We start from the raw sequence: 19,701 nt of genomic DNA, 5'->3' as shown, positions 1-19,701 counted from the left end.
GATGAGCTCCTCGCCCGTGGCTACTTGATCGCGATCGGGTTCACCGGCGACCCCACCCCACCGGTCACCCGCAACGGTGGCGCCACCAATTGGAATTCGTAGACCCCGTCGGCGGCGCAATCGGCGGCCAGTGCGCCCAGATCCCAGTACTCCCCCAGCATCATTCCCATGTCCCGCAGGCACAGCATGTGCAGCGGCAGGAAGGTGCCCTCGACGCCGGACACCGGGTTCTCGACCATGAGGTTGTCGGCGGCCACCGCGGCGACGTCATGGGAGTGCAGCCACACCGCACACCGCCAATCCAGCCCGGCGCCCGGTTCAGCGCCGTCACCGGTTTGGGTAAACCGTGTCCACCACCCGGTTCGGACCAACACGATGTCGCCGGGGCCGACCGTGACCTGCTGGGCGCGTGCCACCTCGTCGAGCTCGTCGGGGGTGATCGGGGTGCCCAGCGGCAGGAAGGTGTCCACACCGCGGTGGGCGACCACGTCCAGCAGCACCCCGCGAGAGGTGATGCCCTTGCCGTCGACTTTGTCGATACCGCAGTGATAGGCGCCCAGGCTGGTCACCGAATTCGCCGGGAAGCCGTTGTAGAGCTTTTCGTCGTAGTAGACGTGCGACAGCGCGTCCCACTGGGTCGCCGCCTGCAGCGGCATGACGATCATGTCGTCGTTGAAGCGGAACGGGTTGTCAGTGAAGAATTCGCTCAACTGCTGCGCCACCACGTTGCGGTGCCAGTCCGGGCCGTAGCGCGCCAGCGTGCTCACATCGCCGCCATCGACGGTCATCACGTGAATCGGATTGTGCCGGAACTGGAAGGCGCCCTGCGGGCCCGACGAGCCGAAGTCCACCCCAAGCGGGAAGACTTTGCCGTGCCGCACCAGCGCGGCGGCCTCGGCGACCTTCTCCGGCGTGATCAGGTTCAGCGTGCCCAGCTCGTCGTCGTCGCCCCAGCGCCCCCAGTTGCGCACCGCCTCGCCGACGCGGCGGAACTCGGTCAGGCCGGCCACGGACACCCTCCGTTCGCAAACATGGCGGCCGTTCGGCCGGCGAGGTTACCGCCGTCGACCCAGAGCACCTGACCGGTGACGTAGCCGGCTGCCGAGCTGTTGAGAAACACCAGCGGTGCGGCCTGTTCGCCCGGGCTGGCCACCCGCCCCAGCGGTTTGGGAATCTCATCGAGATAGCCCTGACCGTAGCTGCTGCGCAATTGGTCGAGGATCGGTGTTTCGGTGACTCCCGGTGCGGTGCAGTTGATCCGGATACCGCGACTCGCCAGCCGATCGGCGGTGAGCATGACGTAGAGGATCACCGCCTCCTTCGAGAGCCGGTAGCCGCCGTCGGCGAGCGCGTCGGGATGCGCCCGGCACCACTGCAATCCGCCGGCCACGCCTGCGGAGTTCAACAGGCCGGCCGTAGTCTGGGCATTCTCCCGGTAGGCTGCGGCCGCCAGCGACGAGACGTTGGCGATGCCCGATCCTGCCGGCATCGCCGGCAACAGTGCCTCGGTGAGGTGGCGCATGCCGAGAAAGTTGATGGCCACCACGCGTTGCGGATCCCCAATGCCCGACGACACGCCGGCGACGTTGAACAGCGCATCGACGGGCGCCCGAATAGCCTCGACTGCCCGGTCGATCGATGACGGATCAGCCAGATCCAGCGGGTGGAACTCGTCGACGTGCACCGCGGGCTCGGTCTGGTCCAGGCCGGTAACGGTCGCCCCGAGCTCACCGAGCTGTCGCACCAGCTCGGCACCGATTCCCGACGCGCAGCCGGTGACCACGGCCCGTCGACCGTCGTAGCGCCACAGCCCGGGGGATGCGGTCATTGCTGACCGCGGTTCCGCTCTTCCTTCGCGCGCTGCGCGGCCTGGACCCGACCCTCATTGATTTCGGCCATGGCCTCGGGGATCTCGGTGGCGGTGAACTTGTCGCGGCCGGTCGGCAGACCACCGAACGAGTAACCCTCATCGAACTCGGGTGCGGTGGATTTCGGCCGCCGGGCCTCCAGCTTCTCCAGCACGGGCGCAAGCCTCTTGGCCTTGTCGGCCACCGCCTTCTCGTCGCGTTCGATGAACTCCGGCAAGACCTGCCTACCCATCAGTTCGATGGCCTCCATGGTCGCTTCGTGGCTGCGCGGATTCAGCAGCAGGATAATCTCGTCGACGCCACTTTCCTCGTAGCCGCGCAGGAATTCCCGCACCATCTCCGGAGTACCGATCGCGCCGCGGCCGGGGCCGTAAGCCAGCGTCGGGTCCTTCTCGACTTCGTCTAGGTAGCGTTCCCACACCCCGGTCCGGCCGGGCGTGTGCTGACCGGTCATGTAGTAGTGCATGATCCCGAACGAGAAGAAGCCGCCGCCCTTCCCGAGCCGGTCGAGGGCCTGTGCTTCGGTGGGAGCCACCATCATCGACAGGTCACCGCCGATCGCCAGGATGTTGGGGTTCACCTGCGGGGTGACCGGGACACCGTTCTCTTCGAGTTCTTTGTAGTAGCCATTGACCCGCTCGGCCAGCGGGCCGGGCCCGGTGTAGGCGAAACTCAGGGCGCCGATGCACTTCTCGGCGGCCATCTGGATCGATGCCGGCCGGGTGCACGCCACCCAGACCGGCGGGTGCGGCCGCTGCAGCGGTTTGGGGACGACATTGCGGGCCGGCATCTGCACGTGTTCGCCGCGAAATCCGGTGAACGGCTCCTCCGTCATGCAGCGGATCGACACCTCGAGGGCTTCCTCCCATTGGGCGCGTTTGTCGGCGGGGTCGATGCCGAAGCCGCCGAGCTCGCCGACCGAGGACGACTCACCGGTGCCGAACTCGACGCGCCCGTTGGAGAGCAGATCCAGGGTGGCGACGCGCTCGGCCACCCGCGCCGGGTGGTTCACCACCGGCGGCAGGTGCATGATGCCGAAACCGAGTCGGATGTCCTTGGTCCGCTGACTGGCGGCGGCCAGGAAGATCTCCGGCGCAGTGGAGTGGCAGTACTCCTCGAGGAAATGATGCTCGGTCAGCCACACCGTCGAGAACCCGGCCTTGTCGGCCGCCTCCACCTCGTCGAGGCCGTCCTGGAACAGCACATGCTCATCGTCATCGGACCACGGACGCGGCAGCGCGAATTCGTAGAACAGTGAGATCTTCACGGGTTACCTCCTGATTGGTTGGGAGTCTGCGCGCCGAGCGTTCGACGACTGTCTGAAATATGTTGGGCTGCCACATAACCGAAGGTCATCGCCGGGCCGATAGTGGCTCCGGCTCCGGCGTAGCTGCGGCCCATCACCGGCGACGCGGTGTTGCCCACCGCGTAGAGGCCCTCGATCACCGAGTCGTCGGCACGCAGCACCCGGGCGTGCTCATCGGTGCGCAGGCCACCGGAGGTACCGAGGTCGCCGAGGATGATCTGGAACGCGTAGTAGGGCGGCTTGCCCAGCGGATACAGGTTGGGGTTGGGCAGGGTGGGATCGCCGTAGTAGTTGTCATAGACGCTGTCGCCGCGGTTGAAGTCGTCGTCGTGGCCGGCTTCCGCGAACTCGTTGAACCGTTCCGCGGTGCGCCGCAGCCGCTCGGGTGGCACCCCGATCGCAGTGGCCAGCTCCTCGAAGGTGTTCGCCGCCTTGACCACACCGGAGTCCAGCCAGGACTGCGGCACCCGGCGCCCGGTCGGCACCGGCGCGCCGGGTACCTTCGGGATCGGCAGGTGCCCGGCGACGACGTAGCGATGGAAGGATCGTTGGTCGGTGATCAGCCAGCAGGGGATGTGGGTGGTGCCGGATTGCTGGCCGGCGATCATGGCGTGCGCGAAGTCCATGTAGGGCGCCGCCTCGTTGACGAACCGCTCCCCGTTGCCGTTGACGATGAACTGCGACGGCATCATGCGTTCGTTGAGCATGAACTGCAGGCGGCCGTCGGGCCAGCACAGCGCGGGGAACCACCACGCCTCGTCGAGCAGCTCGGTGGCGGCTCCGACACGCTCGCCGGCGCGGATGCCGTCACCGGTAGCCAGCGGGTTGCCGAAGCTCCAATCATGTTCCAGCACCGGTTGATACTGCTTGCGCCAGGCCATGTCATGGTCGAACCCGCCGCTGGCCAGGATGACACCGTGACGGGCGGTGATGCGCTGTGATGCCCTGTGGCGTTGCACCACGGCCCCGGTGACCGCACCCGAGCCGTCGGTGACGAGTTCGGTCATCGGGGTGTCGAGCCACAGTGGGATGTCGCGTTCGAGCATGGCCAGCCGCAGCCGCGCCGCCAGTGATTGTCCGATGGCGGCCATCCGGTCCCCGAACACCCTGGCGCGGAACATCCGCCACAACAGTTTGACCAGCACGCCTTTGCCGCGCCACGACTGGCGCACCTGGTAGAAGAGCCGGAGGTCCTTGGGCCCCAGCCAGATTCCTTTGGGCGCCAACGCCAGCGGGGCCAGCAGGTGCTGCTCCTCGTCGCCGAGTTTGCGCAGGTCGATGGCCGGGACGTTGATGGTGCTACCCAGCTCCGACCCGCCCGGAAGTTCCGGGTAGTAGTCGGCGTAGCCGGGTTTCCAGACGAATTCGAACCAGTTACTGGTCTGCTCCAGGAACTCCATCATCCGCGGTGCGGCATCGACGTATTGACGCAAGCGCGCCTCATCGACCAGGCCGTCGGTGATGGCGCGCAGGTAGGTGACGACACCCTCGGGGTCCGGGGCGTAGCCCTCGCGGCGCTGCGCCGGCGCACCGGGCACCCAGATACCGCCGCCGGACAAGGCGGTTGATCCGCCGAAGTACGCCGACTTCTCCACCACCAGGGTGTCCAGCCCGCGGGCGTCGGCGGCCAGCGCTGCGGTCATACCGCCGCCGCCGGATCCGATCACCAGCACGTCGACGATGTGATCGGTCATCGGCTGACCCCCGCAGGTATTGCGGTGCGGATGGCGAAGCCCGCGATCAGCTCCGGGGCCGGGCGGTAGTAACGGTCGACCGTGCGGTAGCCGCCCTGGGCCGCCAAGGCGGCGAACGCTGCTGTCCAGGTTCGGATTTCGTGCGCCGAGCCCCCGCCCGATTCGGTGATGAACGAGTTCGACCAGCCGCAGAGGTCATCGAGCCGGCCGCTGTCCAGGATCGACAGGAACCGTTGGTCGAAGTCCGGGTTCAGCGGGGCCAGCTCGTTCACGCCGGCCGCGAAGTCGCGCGCCGCCGCGATGACCGTGTCCTGGCGGGCCTGCCGCTGCTCGGCGCTCATCGCAGTGCCGTGCACAAGCCGGTCTCGGATCGCCGGCGGCGCAGTCGCCAGCGTGGGGATCGGCGGATCATGCGACAGCCCACCGGATCCCAACACCAGCACCCGCAGATCCAGGCTGGCCAGGAATTCACCGACCGCGGTCCCCAGGGCGCGGGCACGGTGGATCGGCCCCAGCGGGGCGGCGACGGCGTTGATGAAGATCGGGATCACCGGGCATGCGGTGGCATCACCGAACAGCCGCTCCAGTGGCTGCACCATGGCGTGATCGACCTCCATACCGGCCGACACGGCCACATCCACACCATGATCCAGCACCGCCGCGGCGCAGTCAGCGGCCAGATCCGCGGCGACGTTCAGCGGGCCGGAATACGTGCCGTAGTCCCCGACCCCCCGCGCGGAGGTGCCGATGCAGAACGGCGGCATCAGCCGCAGGAAGAAGCCGTTGTAGTGGTCCGGCGCGAACACCACCGTCAGCTGGGGGTCGAAGCCGGCGACGAACGCCGCGGCCTGAGCGATCGCGGCCTCGACGTCGTCCATCAACTCAGGGGGCGGTCCCGGCAGATTCAGCAGCGGGCTGTGGGACATGCAGCACAGGGCCAGTGCCATCGCGGTGATCACCCCCTTCCGCGATGAGACCCAGAACGTCGAAGAGCCGGGCACTGACCTCCGCTGCGCGCTGGGCGATGCACGCCGCGGCGATGCAGCGGTCTGGGCGCAGGAACAGCACCGACTCGCTGTGTCGGTCGAACCAGGACTTCAGCTCTCCGGTGCGGTCACCGACGATGGTGACCTCGGGGTCGTCTTCGCTGCCGGGCGGGGTCCAGTGCAGCTGGGTCGATGGCCGAACGGCGATGAAGCTGGCGCCCAGCGCTTTCCACCGCCCGAAGGCGGCTTCCCCGAGCAGGACCCGGGGGTTGTTGTTCCAGGCCAGCACGGCGAATCCGGTGCCGATCACGTCGTCGAGGAGCAGCTCGGTCCCGGTGCGGGTGTCGACGCGGGGCTGAATGAACAGCGTTCCCACCGGCGAGTCCGGCCGGCGGGGCTGGTCGTGGACAACCGCGCCGTGGTCGTAGCGCGGCATCGGCTTGAACCGCATTTCCAGCACGTAGCGCTTGAGCGTGGGCACCGCCGAGGCGGCACGGATCGCCCGGTCGCGCATGGCGGCGACGCGGCGATTGGTCGGGGAGATCACCCGGCCCACCATCGTGGACAGGTCGATCATGGCTCGGGCATGCTTGCGCCGTTCGCTGTCATAGCTGTCCAGCAAACTCGGCTGCGCCTGCCCGCCGACCACGGCGGCGAGCTTCCACCCGAGGTTCATCGCATCGCGGATCCCACTGTTGTAGCCCTGCCCCTGCCAGACCGGCATCAGATGTGCGGCGTCGCCGGCCAGCAGCAGCCGGCCGCGGCGAAATGCGCCGGCGATCCGGGAATGGTGGGTGTAGACCCGGTGCCGGATCACATCGACGTCGTGCGGATGCGGCACGAAGGGGGCCAGCATCGCCGCGACGAATTCCGGGTCTTCGGCCTGCTCGTCGGTTTCGTCGGCGTGGATCATGAACTCGAAGCGCCGGATCCCGTGTGCGATCGAGATGGAGGCGTACGGGCGCGCCGGGTCGGCTCCGACCTCGCTGTTGGGGTGCCCGAGCGGATCGTTGGCGACATCGACGACCAGCCAACGGGTCGAGGACGTGGTGCCCTCGAAGGACACGCCCATCAACCGGCGGGTGGCGCTGCGTCCCCCGTCGCACCCGACCAGATAGCGCGCATTCACCTCAGCACTGCCCAGCTGCACTGTGACGCCGTCCGGTTTCTCAGTGCACCCGGTCATCGGACGCCCCCACAGCACCCGAACATGGTCGAAGCGCTCCAGGCCGCGCAGCAGTTCGGCGTCGACCAGCGGTTGCACGAAGCCGTTGCGCTTGGGCCAGCCGAAACAGGCGTCGGCGGGTGCCATCTCGGCCAGCAACCGTCGCCTGCCGTCGAAGAACCGCAGGATCTGATTCGGAACCGTATGCGGCAGGACGGCATCGATCAGGCCGATCGCCTGGAATGTACGCAATGACTCGTCGTCGAGCCCGACCCCCCGGGGATAGTCGATGAGTGTGTCGCGTTCCTCGATGACCAGGGTGCGGATCCCTTGCAGCCCGAGGATATTGGCCAGGGTCAGGCCGACCGGACCGGCCCCGACCACGACGACGTCGACATCATTGAGCGCAGTCACCTCAGCGCCCCAGCAGGAAATCCAGGTGCAGGCGGTTGAAGGTCGCGGGGTCCTCGTACTGGGGCCAGTGGCCGCAGCCGGGCATCAGCTCGAACCGGGCGCCGGGGATCATCGAAGCGATCCGCTTGCCCTCCTCGACGTCGGCCGTCGGGTCGTCACTGGTCCAGACCACCAGCGTCGGCGCGGTGATCTTGCCGTATTCCTCGGGTCCCAGCAGGTTGCGGGCCCGGATCTGCGGATCCTGCAGCGCCATGATGTCGCGCATCGCGTCGACGAATCCGGGCAGGCGGTAGATCCGCTGCCGGCTTGCCACGATGTCGTCGTAGTCCTTGGACTTGTCGGCCATCAGCCACTTGATGCGGGCCTGGACGGTGTCCCAACTGGGGTCCTCCACGGCGGCCATCGACAAGGTGATGATCCGCTTCATCACCTCCGGGTCGGCCTGGGAGCCGCCGGCGGTGTTGAGCACCAGGCGATCGACCCGGTCCGGGTGGTCGATCGCGGCACGCGCGGCCACCCAGCCGCCGAGCGATTCGCCGCTGATGCTGGCCTGATCGGCGCCGATCGTGTCCAGTACGGCGGTCAGGTGCGCGACGTAGTGCGGGATCTCCAGTGGATGGCCGGGCTTGGCGGTGTAGCCGTGACCGAGCATGTCGATCGAGAAGGTCCAGAAGTGCTCGGCGTGCGCGGCCAGATTGCGGACGTAGGCCTCGGCGTGGCCGCCGGAGCCGTGCAGCAGCACCAGCACCGGCTTGGCCGGATCACCGGCCCGGAGGTAGCGGGTGCGGACACCGCCCGCATCGAGATAGCCCTGCTCGAACGCAACGCCCTGGAGATCGCTCCAGATGCTCTCGAACTCCGGCACCGGCCACCTCTTTCCCTACAGCGCGGAAATATGATTCTCATTTTTCAGCATATTTAACGTGCTTTTATCGCACATCGATGTACGTTATATTGAAGAGCATCACTCTCGGATGGGTGGATGTCAAGGAGGCCGTGGGGATGACCAAGCCGAAGCCCGGCGCTGCCGCCGACACCGCGCCCGGGTCGCAAACTCTGGCCCGCGGCCTGGCCGCACTGCAGGCGGTGGCCGCCACGCCCGAGGGCTTGACGATCCAGCAGATCGCCGACCAGATCGGTGTGCACCGGACCATCGCCTACCGCTTGTTGAACACGCTGACCAGCTACCGGCTGGTGGCCAAGGGCGAAGACGGCCGGTTCCGCTCGGCAGCCGCCCTGGCCGTCCTGGGCGCCTCGTTCGACAACAATCTGCGCCAGCTGGCCCTGCCGACCCTGCGGGTGCTCGCCGACGAACTCGGGACCACGGTCTCGCTGCTGGTGGCCGAGGGCGACGAGCAGGTGGCCGTCGCGGTCATCGTGCCCACCCAGGTCGGCTACCAACTGGCGTTCCACGAGGGCAGTCGTCATCCGCTCAGCCTCGGCGCGGCTGGGATCGCACTACTGGCCGCCATGCCGCGACGCCCGGACGAACGCGACATCGTTCCGCAGACCCGAGAGCGCGGCTGGGTGATCACCCACGGCGAGATCGAGCCCGGGACCTTCGGGCTGGCGGTACCGGTCCGCCGCCGCCCGCCTGCACCGCCCACCTGCATCAACTTGATCTCGCACCGCGAGGACGTCGTGCTGCGGGGCCGCGATGCCGTACTGGCGGCGGCCGACCGGCTGTCCGGGATCCTCAGCTGAAATCTCCTGCCCCCGAAAGGAAGACGTCAATGCCGGCCGGTGCGCGAGTCTGGGACGACACTGTCGACGTGGTAGTGCTGGGCACCGGCGCCGCCGGGCTCACCGCGGCGCTCACCGCGGCGGTCAACGGCGCGTCGGTCGCCGTATATGAGAAGGCTGCGACCGTGGGAGGCACCACCGCGGTCTCCGGCGGTATCGCCTGGATCCCCGCGCACAACCGGGTTCCCGGCTTGACCGTCGACGCCGCGCTGGACTATCTGCGGGCGCAGTCGTTCGGCGCGATGGACGACGAACTGGTCGCGACTTTCGTGCGAACCGGCCAGGAGATGGTCGACTTCGTCGAAAAGCACAGCGACGTCCGCTTCGAGGTGGCCTCGGGCTTCCCCGACTACAAGCCGGAGCTGCCCGGTGGGCGGCCGTCCGGGGGACGCTCGCTGAGCCCGCTGCCCTATGACCTGACCGGGCTGGGTGACTGGGCGGACCGGATCACTGCGTTCCCGGCCGACTACAGCAACGTGGGTTTCGACGCCGAGACCCGCGCCCGGCTGCACGCCGACATCGAGGACGCCGCCGACGGCGATCTGTGCGTGGCCGGCACCGCGCTCATCGCCGGGCTGCTCAAGGGGCTGCTGGATGCCGGCGTGACGCCGGCGACGAGCTGTCGCGGCGTCGAACTGCTGGCCGGCGAACACGGCATCGCCGGTGTGCGGGTCGACGGTGGCGGGACCTCGCGCCGGGTGCGTGCCCGGCGGGGCGTGATCCTGGCCAATGGCGGGTTCGAATGGGACACCGCCCTGGTGGAGGCGTTTCTGCGCGGCCCCATGCACGGCGCGGTGTCACCGCCGACCAACACCGGCGACGCCCTGCGCATGGCGATGGCGCACGGCGCCGACCTGGCCAACATGGGCGAAGCGTGGTGGGTACCGATCGTCCGGATCCCCGGTGACACCATCGATGGCGAACAGCGCAGCCGCAGTGTGCGATTGGAGCGCACCCGGCCACGCAGCATCATCGTCAACCGGTCCGGGCGCCGGTTCGTCAACGAGGCCTGTGACTACAACTCGATGGCCGGCGCCTTCCACTACCTGGAGCCGCGCGGCGGCTACGTCAACGATCCCGCGTGGATCGTCTTCGACTCGGTGCACCTCAAGCGCTACGGATTCCTCGGCGTCGAACCCGGCGGCAGCGCACCGGACTGGTTCTGCGAATCGCCCGACCTGCCCAGCCTGGCCGCCAGGACCGGCATCGATGCCGGCGGTCTGCAACGGACGGTTGCGGCCTGGAACCGCGATGTGGCCGCGGGTGCGGACCCGGAGTTCGGGCGGGGCGCCAGCGCCTACGACGGCTACTGGGGCGACGATCACGCCGACACCCCGGCCGGTCGCACCCTCGGCCCGCTCGACGCCGCCCCGTACTACGCCGTGCCGCTGTCGGTGGGGGCGATGGGCACCAAGGGCGGCCCGCGCACCGACCACGACGGCCGCGTTCTGCACGTCAGCGGGGGGCCGATCGCGGGTTTGTTCGCCGCGGGCAATGCGATGGCCGGGGCGACCGGCCGTGCTTACGGCGGGGCGGGCGGCACCATCGGCCCCGCGATGGTCTTCGGGTTTCGCGCCGGACGAGCGGCGGCCACCAGGGCTCCGGAGATCTGAGCAACGGCGCCGGCACGGCTGCGCCCAACGTGCACGCACGGCGATTTTTCCCGCGATTTTTCGCACTGACTACACGCTCGGCGCGGCCCGGAAGGCTGATTCGCCGCCGGCGCTGCGCTCGTCCAGCGCCAAACCGACGGAAATGTTATTCTTCCTGGCAAAGAATTCGGATCTTTGGCAGTGCCGCTCCGGCCGGCGCGCAGCAGTGGAGGAGTCCGTGAGAACCCTGTTGACGCAGTCGTTGCTGGGTGGCGTTGCGCTCGTGGCTGCGCTGGCGACAGCGACGCCGGCGGGCGCCGACGATCCGGCACCGCACCGGGTCCGTTACTTGGTCAGTGCGACACAAACCGCGCAGGCGCTGGTCTACTACCGCGAGGTTCAGCCGCCCAACTTCGGCGAGTACAGCCACAATCCGTACCAGTACAGCCCGCGTGCCGATGTCACCGTCGGACCGAACCAGCCGTGGATATTCGAGACGACGCTGGCCGACCCGCAGGACTGGGCGATGGTGGTGGTGTCGCTGCCCGGGATGCATCCCGAGCTGGCCTCGCCCGGGTTCGTCTGCGAACTGCGCGTCGACGACGTCGTCGTTGCCACCGACGCGGGCACCAAGGGCGCGCTCTGCTCGCTGCGCACCTGGTGAGGGGCCCTGGTGCTACCGTTTCGAAGCGGTCTTGCGAGGGTGCCTGAACTCGTGGGAGCTGGGTGGACATCGGACAGGAGGGCGTATGCCGTCGCGTGATCCGGCGAAACCGGACGGCCGCGGAAAGCACGCCGCCAAGCGCGCATCGAAGGACGCGCTGACGCTGGCCGAAGCGGAGGCGAAGGCCGCCGAGGCGGCGGCGGAGTTGGCCCGCGCCCGCGCGGAGCTGCTCAAGGCTCAGCGGGGGGCCGAGCCCGAATCCACCGACGCGGTTGAGCCGGAGGCCGCACCGGACGTCGAACCCGCGGACACCGAAGCCGGTGAGCCGGCCTCGGGCGCCGATGCGGGTGCCGTCGAGGAACCGGCTGAGCAGCCCGGCAAGGTCGTGGGCATCTGGAGGCGGCTGCGGTGGGTGGCCGCGACGCTGGCCGTGCTCACGATCGGGGCGTTTCTCGCCGTCGATGTGCTGATGCTGTCCCATCATCGCGATGTCGCCCAGCGCCAACGTCAATCCGCCGAGTACGCCGCGGCCGCACGTCAGGGCGTGGTGACGCTGATGACGCTGAATTACGAAACCGTCGATGACAACGTCAAGGCGATCCTGGACAACTCGACCGGCGAGTTCAAGAAGGACTTCGAAGCCCACGCCGGCGACTTCACCAAGGTGGCCCGCGAGTCGAAAACCGTCACCACGGTCGACACCGCGGTCGCGGGGGTGGAGTCGATGTCGGACAACGAGGCGGTGGTGCTGGTCGCGGCCAACACCAAGGTCACCAATACCGCCGGAGCCAAAGAGGAACCGCGTAGCTGGCGCCTAACCGTGCACCTGGCCCGGGAAGGCGACCAGGTCAAGATGTCGAAGGTGGACTTCGCAGCATGAGCGAATCCGACAAGGATGACCCGACACCCGAGGCGGCCCGGGACGAATCGGTGACTGCCGAGACGGACGACGCCCCGGAGCGTGGCGAGCCGTCGGCGGAGCAGTCACCGACCGAGCAACCCCACGCCGGCCCGACGGTCTCAACGGCGCGCTGGGTCGCGGCCACGCTGGGCGGGCTGCTGTTGGCGTCGGCGGCACTGGCCGGCTGGCTGTACTTCGGGGTGCTTCGGGCCGATCAGCAACTCGGGCCCGCGGCCGAGCAGGCCGTGATGGCTGCCGCCGCCGACGGCGCGGTCGCGGTGTTGACGTATGCGCCCAAGACGATGGAGCAGGATTTCGCGGCCGCCGAGAGCCACCTCACCGGCGACTTCCTCTCGCACTACACCGATTTCACCCAGAAGGTCGTTACCCCGGCGGTCAAGGAGAAAGAAGTACAGACGGTGGCCGCGGTGGTTCGCAAGGGCATCGTGTCTTTGCATCCCAGCTCCGCCGAGGTGCTGATCTATCTCAACCAGACCACGATCAGCAAGACCAACCCGGACGGCTCGTTCGCGATGAGCAGCGTCAAGGTCGGCTTGGAGAAGCACGGCGACCGCTGGCTGATCTCTTCATTCGACCCGGTGTAGCCGACCGGGTGCGCAGACCGCGGCGCTACATGCGCACCAGGGCGAAGGTCCAGGTGTTCACCCCGCCCGGGCCATTCATACAGCCCACGTCGAAATGTGATTCGACGACCCCGGTCAGCGTGTTCGCATCCCAGGTGTAGGTGTCGCGCGTCGGCATCGAGGGCCCGAACGGACAGTTCAGGCCGTTAGGGTAATCCGAGGTGAACGAGTACTGGCCGTCGACCAGTCTGGCGGTCCCGCCGTAGTATCCACGGCCGAAGAAATGCGGCCGGTCGATCGCACTCACCGTCACGCAACCGGCCGGCAGGTCATCGAACTTGCCCATCGTCTCGCAGGGGTAGGCCGCCCACACCCAGGTGGCATCCGTCCACCGGTTGCTCAGGACCTCATAGTTGCCGTAGCGCATGTCGGCTGCGGCCACCGGCGCCACGGCTGTGGCAACGGCTGCCGCGGCCAGCGCGCCGAGCGCCACACCGACAGTGGTTCGTATCATGGGTGAACTCCCTCGACCAGAAGCGTTGTCCTGCTACAGATCACCGCGACGCCACAACGTTTCGCCGTCGGCGACGCAGGTCAGGAAAAGCCCATCCGGCGCCTGCGCCACCTCGCCGTCGTAGGAGTCACATTTGCTGCCCTCCTCCTTGATGCCGTGCATCTCCGGCGACCGGAACCAGCGCGGTTCGTAGCGTCGCGGCGACGCGCAGTACACCAGCCGGCCCGGCAGGGTCGACGGCCCTGCGACCGCAGACCCGAAGACGAAATATGTGGTGTTGGAGCATGGCGCACCCAGCACGACATTGGGCATGATTCCGGGAGTGCACGCCGGGACGTCGCACATCGGCACGTACGGGTCGGCAGCCGTCGGCGCAGCCGAGGTCACCGCGGCTGCCGCCCCGGCGGCGACAGCTGCCGCCGCGAACGCCATCATCACCCGGGTGTCCTGCATGGTTTCTTCCCTCACACCTAGAGCCGCTGCACGCTCAGCGGCATCAGGATCACCGTGGGCTGGTTGCGTCCGCACGCCCCGGAGACGCCGATCGTCCGGTCGTAGCCGACCAGCAGGTCGATATTGCGTTTGTCGTACTGGCCGTTGAGGTCGCTGCCCTGGAACTGGTAGCGCTGCCGGCCAGGCGACGTGGTGCCATCCGGGCAGGTCTGCCAGTTCTCGTGGAACCGGTCGACGATCCAACGCGAGGTGCGGAATTCCAGCGGAGCGGTCCAGCCCTGGTCGCTGCTCACCTGTCCGGTACAGACATGCGCATTCTCGCAACTGGAGCTGAACATCCACACCGACGAGACGGTGGCCTCGTTCATGAAGACCTCGTTGGTCTTGGCCCAGTCCCCCTTCGAGATGACCCGGTAGGGGCCGTTGAGCTCGAAGCCCAGGCCCGCCTGCGCCGGCGGTGCGGGTGTCGCCGCTACGACCAGTCCGAAAGCCGCTGTGGCGACAAATAATTCACGTGCGCGCATACGTCCTCCTTCGGCACTCAAGATGGCATCAAGTCGGTCCACGACTTGGGTCCGGAACCGGGCACCAGGTTGGTTTGCTGCTCGTAGCGCCCGTCGGGGGTCATGTACTTGCCGGTGTTCGGGTCGTAGGGCACCACGGCGACCGAGGGCGTCTGGTCAGCACTCCCGTCGTGCCCGGCGAACGGCGGCGGCGGCGCCGGCACCACCGGCCGCGGGGAATCGGGCGGCGTGCCCGACGGGGTGGCCCACGGCGGCAGCGGGGTGCCCACGACGGGAGCGAAGAGCCGGTCACTGAAGTCGACGCGGTCATCGACCGGGATGCCCTGCTTGAGCAGGTTCGGGTCGAACGCCCCGGGGCCGGTGAGGTGCTGCCGCATCGCGATCGGGACGAACCCTTTGGGGTCGTCGCAGAGTTCGACGGTCGGCGCGCGCTTGCCCGGGTGCTCGATACAGGGGAAGTTGCGGGCGCCGCGCACCGATACCGGTGAATCCTGCGGCAGTTTGCAGTACAGACCGTCGGGGGTGTCGATCGTGGTCGTGTCGGCCGGCGAACGCCAGGATGACGGCGGCAGGAACCCGACGGTGCAGGGATTCGGGTCACCGAAGGTGAGCGTGAAGTCGCCCTGCGGCAGCCCGGTCGGGTTGTTCTTGGGCAGACCGAATGACTGCTGGGCCGCAATGTATCCGGGCAGCAGCACCATCAACTGCTCCAGCGATGGGTTGTAGACCATCAGCACCTGCCCGAGAGTGTGCAGGTTGGCCAGCAGGATCGGCAGCGTCGGCTTGAGATCCTGCATCAGGCCCGAGACTTCGTCGGCGAATCCGGGGCCGCGTTGCAGGATCGCGCGCAGCTGTGGGTCGTTGGCGGCTACCTGTTCGGAGATCCCGGCCATACTGCGCGCCCAGGTCCGGATCGCATCAGTGCTTCGTTCCTGGGAGTCCAGCAGTGGCGCACCGTCGTCGACCAGCCTGCGTACCTTGTCCGAGACCCGGTTGGCGTCGCCGCTGATGGTGGTCGCCGAGTCGAGCAGTGACTGGAAGTCGTAGCCGGCACCGTCGAACGCCTGGAAGGTCTCGTCGAGCAGATTGCTGAGCTTGTCCTTCGGGATCGAGTCGACCAGGGCACTGACCTGATCGAGCATCGGACCGACCTGTTGGGGCACTTGGGTGTCGGAGGCCGCGATCACCGAACCGTTCTGCAGGTACGGACCGCCGTCGCTGCGCGGCTGCAGGTCGACATACTGTTCGCCGATCGCCGACACGCTGCGGACCGCGGCCACCAGGTCGGCCGGAATCTTCGGCGACCGATCCAGCGACAGCGTGGCACGCACACCGTTGCCGGTCAGCGCGACATCGGTGACCGTGCCGACCTGCACCCCGTTGTAGGTGACGTTGGAGAATCGGTAAAGCCCCCCGGTTTCGGGCAGGTCCAGCTTGACCACCACCCGGCCGATCCCGAGCATGGTCGGCACCTGCATGTAGCCGAAAAGCATGGCTGCCACGCCGATCACCGACGCCACCAGGAACAGGATCAGCTGAATCCGGACAAAGCGTGTCAGCATCTAGCCACCGCCTCCCGAGGCCACCGCTCCCGGCGGGGCCTGACCCGATGACCGCAGAATCGGCTCTTGCAGCGGATCGTAGGAATAGTTCAGGTACCAGGGATCACCCGGCGCCGGAACCAGTTTTGCGTCCTCGTCGCCCCACTGCGTGCCGGCGAACATGGCCCGCTTGAGTCGCGGTTTGGTGAGGTCGAAGACGGCGAACAGGTTCAAGAAATCGCCCCGCACGGCGCGCTCGATCGCGTTGGGGCCGTAGGGGAAGGCCGAGGCGTAAGCCACTGCCGAGTTGAGCTCCGGTCCGATGTCGGCCAGCGAACGCAACGCCGGTTCGATGTGGATGAGGTCGGAGACCAGTTGATGCCCGGAGTCGTTGACCAGACCGGCCGATAGGTCGCTGAACTGCCCCAGCTTGGTCATCGCCGTGACGAACTTGGGGCGCTCCCTGATCAAGACGTCGATGGCCGGGGGGATCTTGTTCAGCGCACGGTTGATGGTGTCGCGCTGCCCGGCAAAAGTCGTGGCCGCCCGGTTCATCTCGCCGATGGCCTCGACGATATTGTCCCGCTGCCGGTCCAGCGCGCCGGTGAAGTTGTCCAGCCGGACGATCAGATCGCGAATGTCGGCTTCGCGTCCCGCCATGGAGGCGCTGAAGTTGTGGATGATGTCACCGATCTGACCGAGCCCGCCCCCGTTGACCAGCACCGCCAGCGACGAGAGGGTCTGCTCGGTGGACGGATAGGTCGACGAGTCGCTCAAACCGATGGTGGCCCCCGACATCAGCCGCCCCGTCGGCGCCTGCCCGATCGGCGGATTGAGCGCTAGGTGCATCGAACCGAGCAGGCTGGTCTGCCCGACGGTCGCCACCGCATTGGCCGGGACTTCGACGCCGGGGTTGACTGCGATGTCGACGTTGGCATGCCAGTTGCTGACGGTCATCTTGCCGACGCTGCCGATCACCACGTCGGAGAGCATCACCGGCGAATTGGATTCCAGTGTCCCGACATTGGCCAGCTGGACCGTGAAATGCTGCGCCCCGGCTCCGCGGCCCTGAACACCCGGCAGAGCCATCGAGTTGAGCCCACCGAAGGCGCAGCCGGTCGCAGTGCAGCAGACCAGGAAGGCGACCGCCGCGCCACGCCGCAGTGAGTGCAGACCGATCATGGCGTGGGTCCCCCTTCTGCGGGCAGCGGTCCCGGCGGTCCGGGCGGCGGGCCGGGTAGCGGCGGGCCGCCCGGCAGCAGCATTCCGTCGAACGTGGTCGGGCTCGGCAGCGGCACCCCGGGGATCAGCGGCGGTGTCGCTGCGGCGGGCAGTCCGTCCGGTGCCAAGGAGCCGCGTGGTTGTAGCGGATCCGTCCAGCCCGGGGGCGGGGGGACGTCACCGTGCAATCCGGTGTAGGCCGAGATCGACGGCTCCTGTTCGGGCAGGTTGCCCGGGTGCTCCGCGTGCGGCATCAACGCCGGGTCGGTGTAGATCAACTTCTCCGGGCTGGCCGCCTTGGTCAGATATGGGGATATCGGCAACGGGAGCCCGTTGAAATTCAGCAGCCGCAGGGCCGGCCCGAGGTATTGCTCGCACAACTTGCCGGTCTCGGTCGACGTCGCGTTGCCGATCGCGCCGGTCATCGTGCAGATCGCTTGAACCGGGTTGCTGAAGTTGGCAAACGCGAACGAACCCACCGGGGTCCCGCTGGACACGTTGTACATGTTGAGCGTATTGGCGATCGCGTTCGGGGTGATATGCAAGATGTTGCGGATCGCGTTCTTCGAATCAACCAGCGTCTGGCTGACATTGGCCACACCCTTCAGCGCCTCGGCGGTTTCGGCGCGGCTGCCCGCCACGAAATCCCGCACCGTGTCGATCGCGCCGGCGAAATCGGTGAGAGCTGCATCCAAGTTGGATCGGCTGTCGTTGACCACGCTCGTCAAGGTGGCGAGCCGGGATTCGAACACCACGATCTGCTGATCGCTGTCGCGCAGCGCAGTCACGAAGGTCTGCAGGCCCGAGATGATGTCGACGATGTTGCCGCTACCCTCGGCGAAGATCCGGGCCATGCCGGACAGCTGCGCCAACGTCTCACGCAGCTTGGCGCCGTTGCCGTCCATCGCGTTGGCCGCACTGTCGATGAAGCGCGACGCCGATGTTCCCGAGACGCCGCTGCGCGGCCCCAATTCGGCGGCAAGCCGATTCAACTGGGTCTTGACCTCGTCCCACTCGACCGGGACCGCGGTGTGCTCTCGCGGGATCACTGCGCCATCAGGCAAGGTCGGTCCGTCACCGCGATGGTAGGCGGGCGTCAACTGAACGAACCGCGCCGCCACCAGGTTGGGCGCGACGATGACAGCTTTCGCGTCGGCCGGGACCGGCACCTTGCGGTCGACCCGCAGGGTGAATTTCGCCTGCGTACCCTGCGGTTCGATGCGGTCGATGGTGCCGACCTTCACCCCGGCGACCCGGACCTCGTCACCGGGATAGATCGCGGTCGCCGAGGAGAAGTACGCGGTGATCCGGGTCGGTTTCAAGATGGTTTGGCGGACCAGGATGCCCGCACCCGCCAGCAGCAGCAGTGCCACGAGGGCGGCCGCCGCCATCTGCAGAGGTTTACGAGTCTTCATCGGGGCGGCAAGTCTCCTGGTTGCGGAATCCCGTTGATCGGGAACGGCAGTTCGGCACGCGGCCCGGCATTGTCCGGCGGTTGCCCAGCATCGACGCCGCGCCGGAAGCCAAAGATGTAGTCCATGAACGGCTGAAGCAGCTGCGGCAGGAAGATGTTCGGCACGTAAGCGCTGTAGTAGGCCCCGTTGGACACCGTCTCGCCTTGGGTGAGTTCGTATTTCGCCAGGCCGGGCAGCGCCTTGGCGAGGTTGTCCCGGTTCTTCTCCAGGATCTTGTTCAGCTCGATGATCTTGTCGAGCGTCGGTTTGAGCTGTTCGTTGTTCTGGGCGACCAGTTCGGACAGCTGCCGCGACACCGCCGACGTGCTCACCAGTAGGTTGACGATTGCTTGCCGTCGGGTGTTGAGCACTTCGACAAGGCTGTCGGCGTCCAGGATCAGCGAATTGATCTGCTTGCTGCGTTCGGAGAGCACACCGGTGAGATCCGCGGCCGACTTCAGCAGGTCGGCAAGGCCTTCGTTGCGGCTGTTCACCGCCCGGGACAGCCGGCTCAGTCCGTCGAACGTCGGCCCCAACTGCGGAGCAATCTGGTCGATGGTGTCCGAGAGGGTGTCCAGCGACCGGTTCAGCGACTCGGTGTCGGTGCCGGCGGTATTGGAGGTCAGTTCGCCGACGACGTCGACCAATGAGTACGGCGACGACGTACGCGTGAGCGGGATGGCCTCGAGCGGACGCATCTTGCCGCTGCCGGCCGGCTCCACGGTCAGCACTCGCTCGCCGAGCAGCGACCCGGTGCGGATGTGCGCGGTGGTCTGCGATCCCAGCGGGTACTTGCCGGCCAAGGTGAACGTCACCAATGCGTCGCCGTTGTCGAGGGCGACATCGGTGACCGAGCCGACCTTGATCCCCGACAGCGTGACGTCGGCACCGGTGCTCAGGCCACCGGCTTCGGCGAACCGGGCCTGGTAGCGCACGCAGGTGGCCCACTGGATCAACTGCTCGGGCTGCAGCCCGATCGCGACCACGAAGGCCACGACCACAATGCCGATCAAGCCCATCCTGCTCAGATGGCCGCCGCGATACTTCAGCATCAGCGGGCCCCCCGCCGTGCCGGCG

19 protein-coding genes are annotated in these 19,701 nt (G+C 67.6%); 5 read left to right on the top strand and 14 right to left on the bottom strand.

Annotated elements, in window-relative coordinates; genetic code table 11:
* Positions 1-20: 20 nt before the first annotated feature.
* The 7 genes from AC5Y4Q_RS01725 to AC5Y4Q_RS01695 are packed head-to-tail and all read right to left on the bottom strand — an operon-like array spanning position 21 to position 8,298.
* Entirely contained in the window at positions 21-1,010 is a 990-nt protein-coding gene (locus AC5Y4Q_RS01725; RefSeq protein ID WP_064922618.1) for a cyclase family protein, read from the bottom strand.
* Positions 998-1,828 carry a coniferyl-alcohol dehydrogenase gene (locus AC5Y4Q_RS01720; protein WP_064922553.1) on the bottom strand — a complete coding sequence of 277 codons (831 nt, stop codon included), beginning with the start codon at positions 1,826-1,828 and terminating at the stop codon, positions 998-1,000. The genes AC5Y4Q_RS01725 and AC5Y4Q_RS01720 overlap by 13 nt, the downstream gene beginning before the upstream one ends.
* Positions 1,825-3,135, bottom strand: a complete 1,311-nt coding sequence (locus AC5Y4Q_RS01715) for an LLM class flavin-dependent oxidoreductase (RefSeq protein WP_064922552.1) — start codon at positions 3,133-3,135, stop codon at positions 1,825-1,827. The genes AC5Y4Q_RS01720 and AC5Y4Q_RS01715 overlap by 4 nt, the downstream gene beginning before the upstream one ends.
* Entirely contained in the window at positions 3,132-4,868 is a 1,737-nt protein-coding gene (locus AC5Y4Q_RS01710) for an FAD-binding protein (RefSeq protein ID WP_064922551.1), read from the bottom strand. The genes AC5Y4Q_RS01715 and AC5Y4Q_RS01710 overlap by 4 nt, the downstream gene beginning before the upstream one ends.
* Positions 4,865-5,794, bottom strand: a complete 930-nt coding sequence (locus AC5Y4Q_RS01705; RefSeq protein ID WP_234787932.1) for a 3-carboxyethylcatechol 2,3-dioxygenase — start codon at positions 5,792-5,794, stop codon at positions 4,865-4,867. Before AC5Y4Q_RS01705 ends, AC5Y4Q_RS01710 begins: the two co-directional genes overlap by 4 nt.
* The gene (locus tag AC5Y4Q_RS01700; RefSeq protein ID WP_019736503.1) at positions 5,751-7,433 is read right to left on the bottom strand and encodes a bifunctional 3-(3-hydroxy-phenyl)propionate/3-hydroxycinnamic acid hydroxylase; all 1,683 of its coding nucleotides are present in this window, start codon (positions 7,431-7,433) and stop codon (positions 5,751-5,753) included. Before AC5Y4Q_RS01700 ends, AC5Y4Q_RS01705 begins: the two co-directional genes overlap by 44 nt.
* A 1-nt stretch (position 7,434) precedes the next feature.
* Positions 7,435-8,298, bottom strand: coding sequence for an alpha/beta fold hydrolase (locus tag AC5Y4Q_RS01695; RefSeq protein WP_019736504.1), 864 nt, complete (start codon positions 8,296-8,298; stop codon positions 7,435-7,437).
* Between the two features lie 137 nt (positions 8,299-8,435).
* On the opposite strand from AC5Y4Q_RS01695, the gene AC5Y4Q_RS01690 reads away from it, so the two are divergent.
* From AC5Y4Q_RS01690 to AC5Y4Q_RS01670, 5 genes are all read left to right on the top strand, one after another.
* Positions 8,436-9,137, top strand: coding sequence for an IclR family transcriptional regulator (locus AC5Y4Q_RS01690; RefSeq protein ID WP_043336171.1), 702 nt, complete (start codon positions 8,436-8,438; stop codon positions 9,135-9,137).
* Between the two features lie 29 nt (positions 9,138-9,166).
* The gene (locus tag AC5Y4Q_RS01685; protein ID WP_064922550.1) at positions 9,167-10,789 is read left to right on the top strand and encodes an FAD-dependent oxidoreductase; all 1,623 of its coding nucleotides are present in this window, start codon (positions 9,167-9,169) and stop codon (positions 10,787-10,789) included.
* 217 nt (positions 10,790-11,006) lie between these two features.
* Positions 11,007-11,432, top strand: a complete 426-nt coding sequence (locus tag AC5Y4Q_RS01680) for an Rv2576c family protein (RefSeq protein ID WP_234786590.1) — start codon at positions 11,007-11,009, stop codon at positions 11,430-11,432.
* A gap of 85 nt (positions 11,433-11,517) precedes the next feature.
* Complete coding sequence (locus AC5Y4Q_RS01675) at positions 11,518-12,312, top strand: Rv1363c family protein (RefSeq protein WP_064922548.1); 795 nt, start codon at positions 11,518-11,520, stop codon at positions 12,310-12,312.
* Entirely contained in the window at positions 12,309-12,938 is a 630-nt protein-coding gene (locus tag AC5Y4Q_RS01670) for a hypothetical protein (RefSeq protein WP_064922547.1), read from the top strand. The genes AC5Y4Q_RS01675 and AC5Y4Q_RS01670 overlap by 4 nt, the downstream gene beginning before the upstream one ends.
* Positions 12,939-12,963: 25 nt before the next feature.
* Here AC5Y4Q_RS01670 and AC5Y4Q_RS01665 read toward each other — a convergent pair whose 3' ends face one another.
* The 7 genes from AC5Y4Q_RS01665 to AC5Y4Q_RS01635 are packed head-to-tail and all read right to left on the bottom strand — an operon-like array spanning position 12,964 to position 19,676.
* Positions 12,964-13,431, bottom strand: a complete 468-nt coding sequence (locus AC5Y4Q_RS01665; RefSeq protein ID WP_064922546.1) for a hypothetical protein — start codon at positions 13,429-13,431, stop codon at positions 12,964-12,966.
* 33 nt (positions 13,432-13,464) lie between these two features.
* Entirely contained in the window at positions 13,465-13,884 is a 420-nt protein-coding gene (locus tag AC5Y4Q_RS01660) for a hypothetical protein (protein ID WP_185746578.1), read from the bottom strand.
* Positions 13,885-13,901: 17 nt separating this feature from the next.
* Complete coding sequence (locus AC5Y4Q_RS01655; RefSeq protein WP_064922545.1) at positions 13,902-14,408, bottom strand: Rv2253/PknI dimerization domain-containing protein; 507 nt, start codon at positions 14,406-14,408, stop codon at positions 13,902-13,904.
* A gap of 17 nt (positions 14,409-14,425) precedes the next feature.
* Positions 14,426-15,970, bottom strand: coding sequence for an MCE family protein (locus AC5Y4Q_RS01650; RefSeq protein ID WP_064922544.1), 1,545 nt, complete (start codon positions 15,968-15,970; stop codon positions 14,426-14,428).
* Positions 15,971-17,131, bottom strand: a complete 1,161-nt coding sequence (locus AC5Y4Q_RS01645) for an MCE family protein (RefSeq protein WP_064922543.1) — start codon at positions 17,129-17,131, stop codon at positions 15,971-15,973.
* A complete protein-coding gene (locus AC5Y4Q_RS01640) occupies positions 17,128-18,585 on the bottom strand; it encodes an MCE family protein (protein WP_064922542.1) in 1,458 nt (485 codons plus the stop codon). Before AC5Y4Q_RS01640 ends, AC5Y4Q_RS01645 begins: the two co-directional genes overlap by 4 nt.
* Positions 18,582-19,676 carry an MCE family protein gene (locus AC5Y4Q_RS01635; protein ID WP_064922541.1) on the bottom strand — a complete coding sequence of 365 codons (1,095 nt, stop codon included), beginning with the start codon at positions 19,674-19,676 and terminating at the stop codon, positions 18,582-18,584. Before AC5Y4Q_RS01635 ends, AC5Y4Q_RS01640 begins: the two co-directional genes overlap by 4 nt.
* Positions 19,677-19,701: the final 25 nt, after the last annotated feature.

It is taken from the genome of Mycobacterium sp. NGS16, from assembly GCF_059813225.1.
Note: the sequence above shows the minus strand (reverse complement) of the source record. Positions and strands in the feature narration are given on the sequence as shown.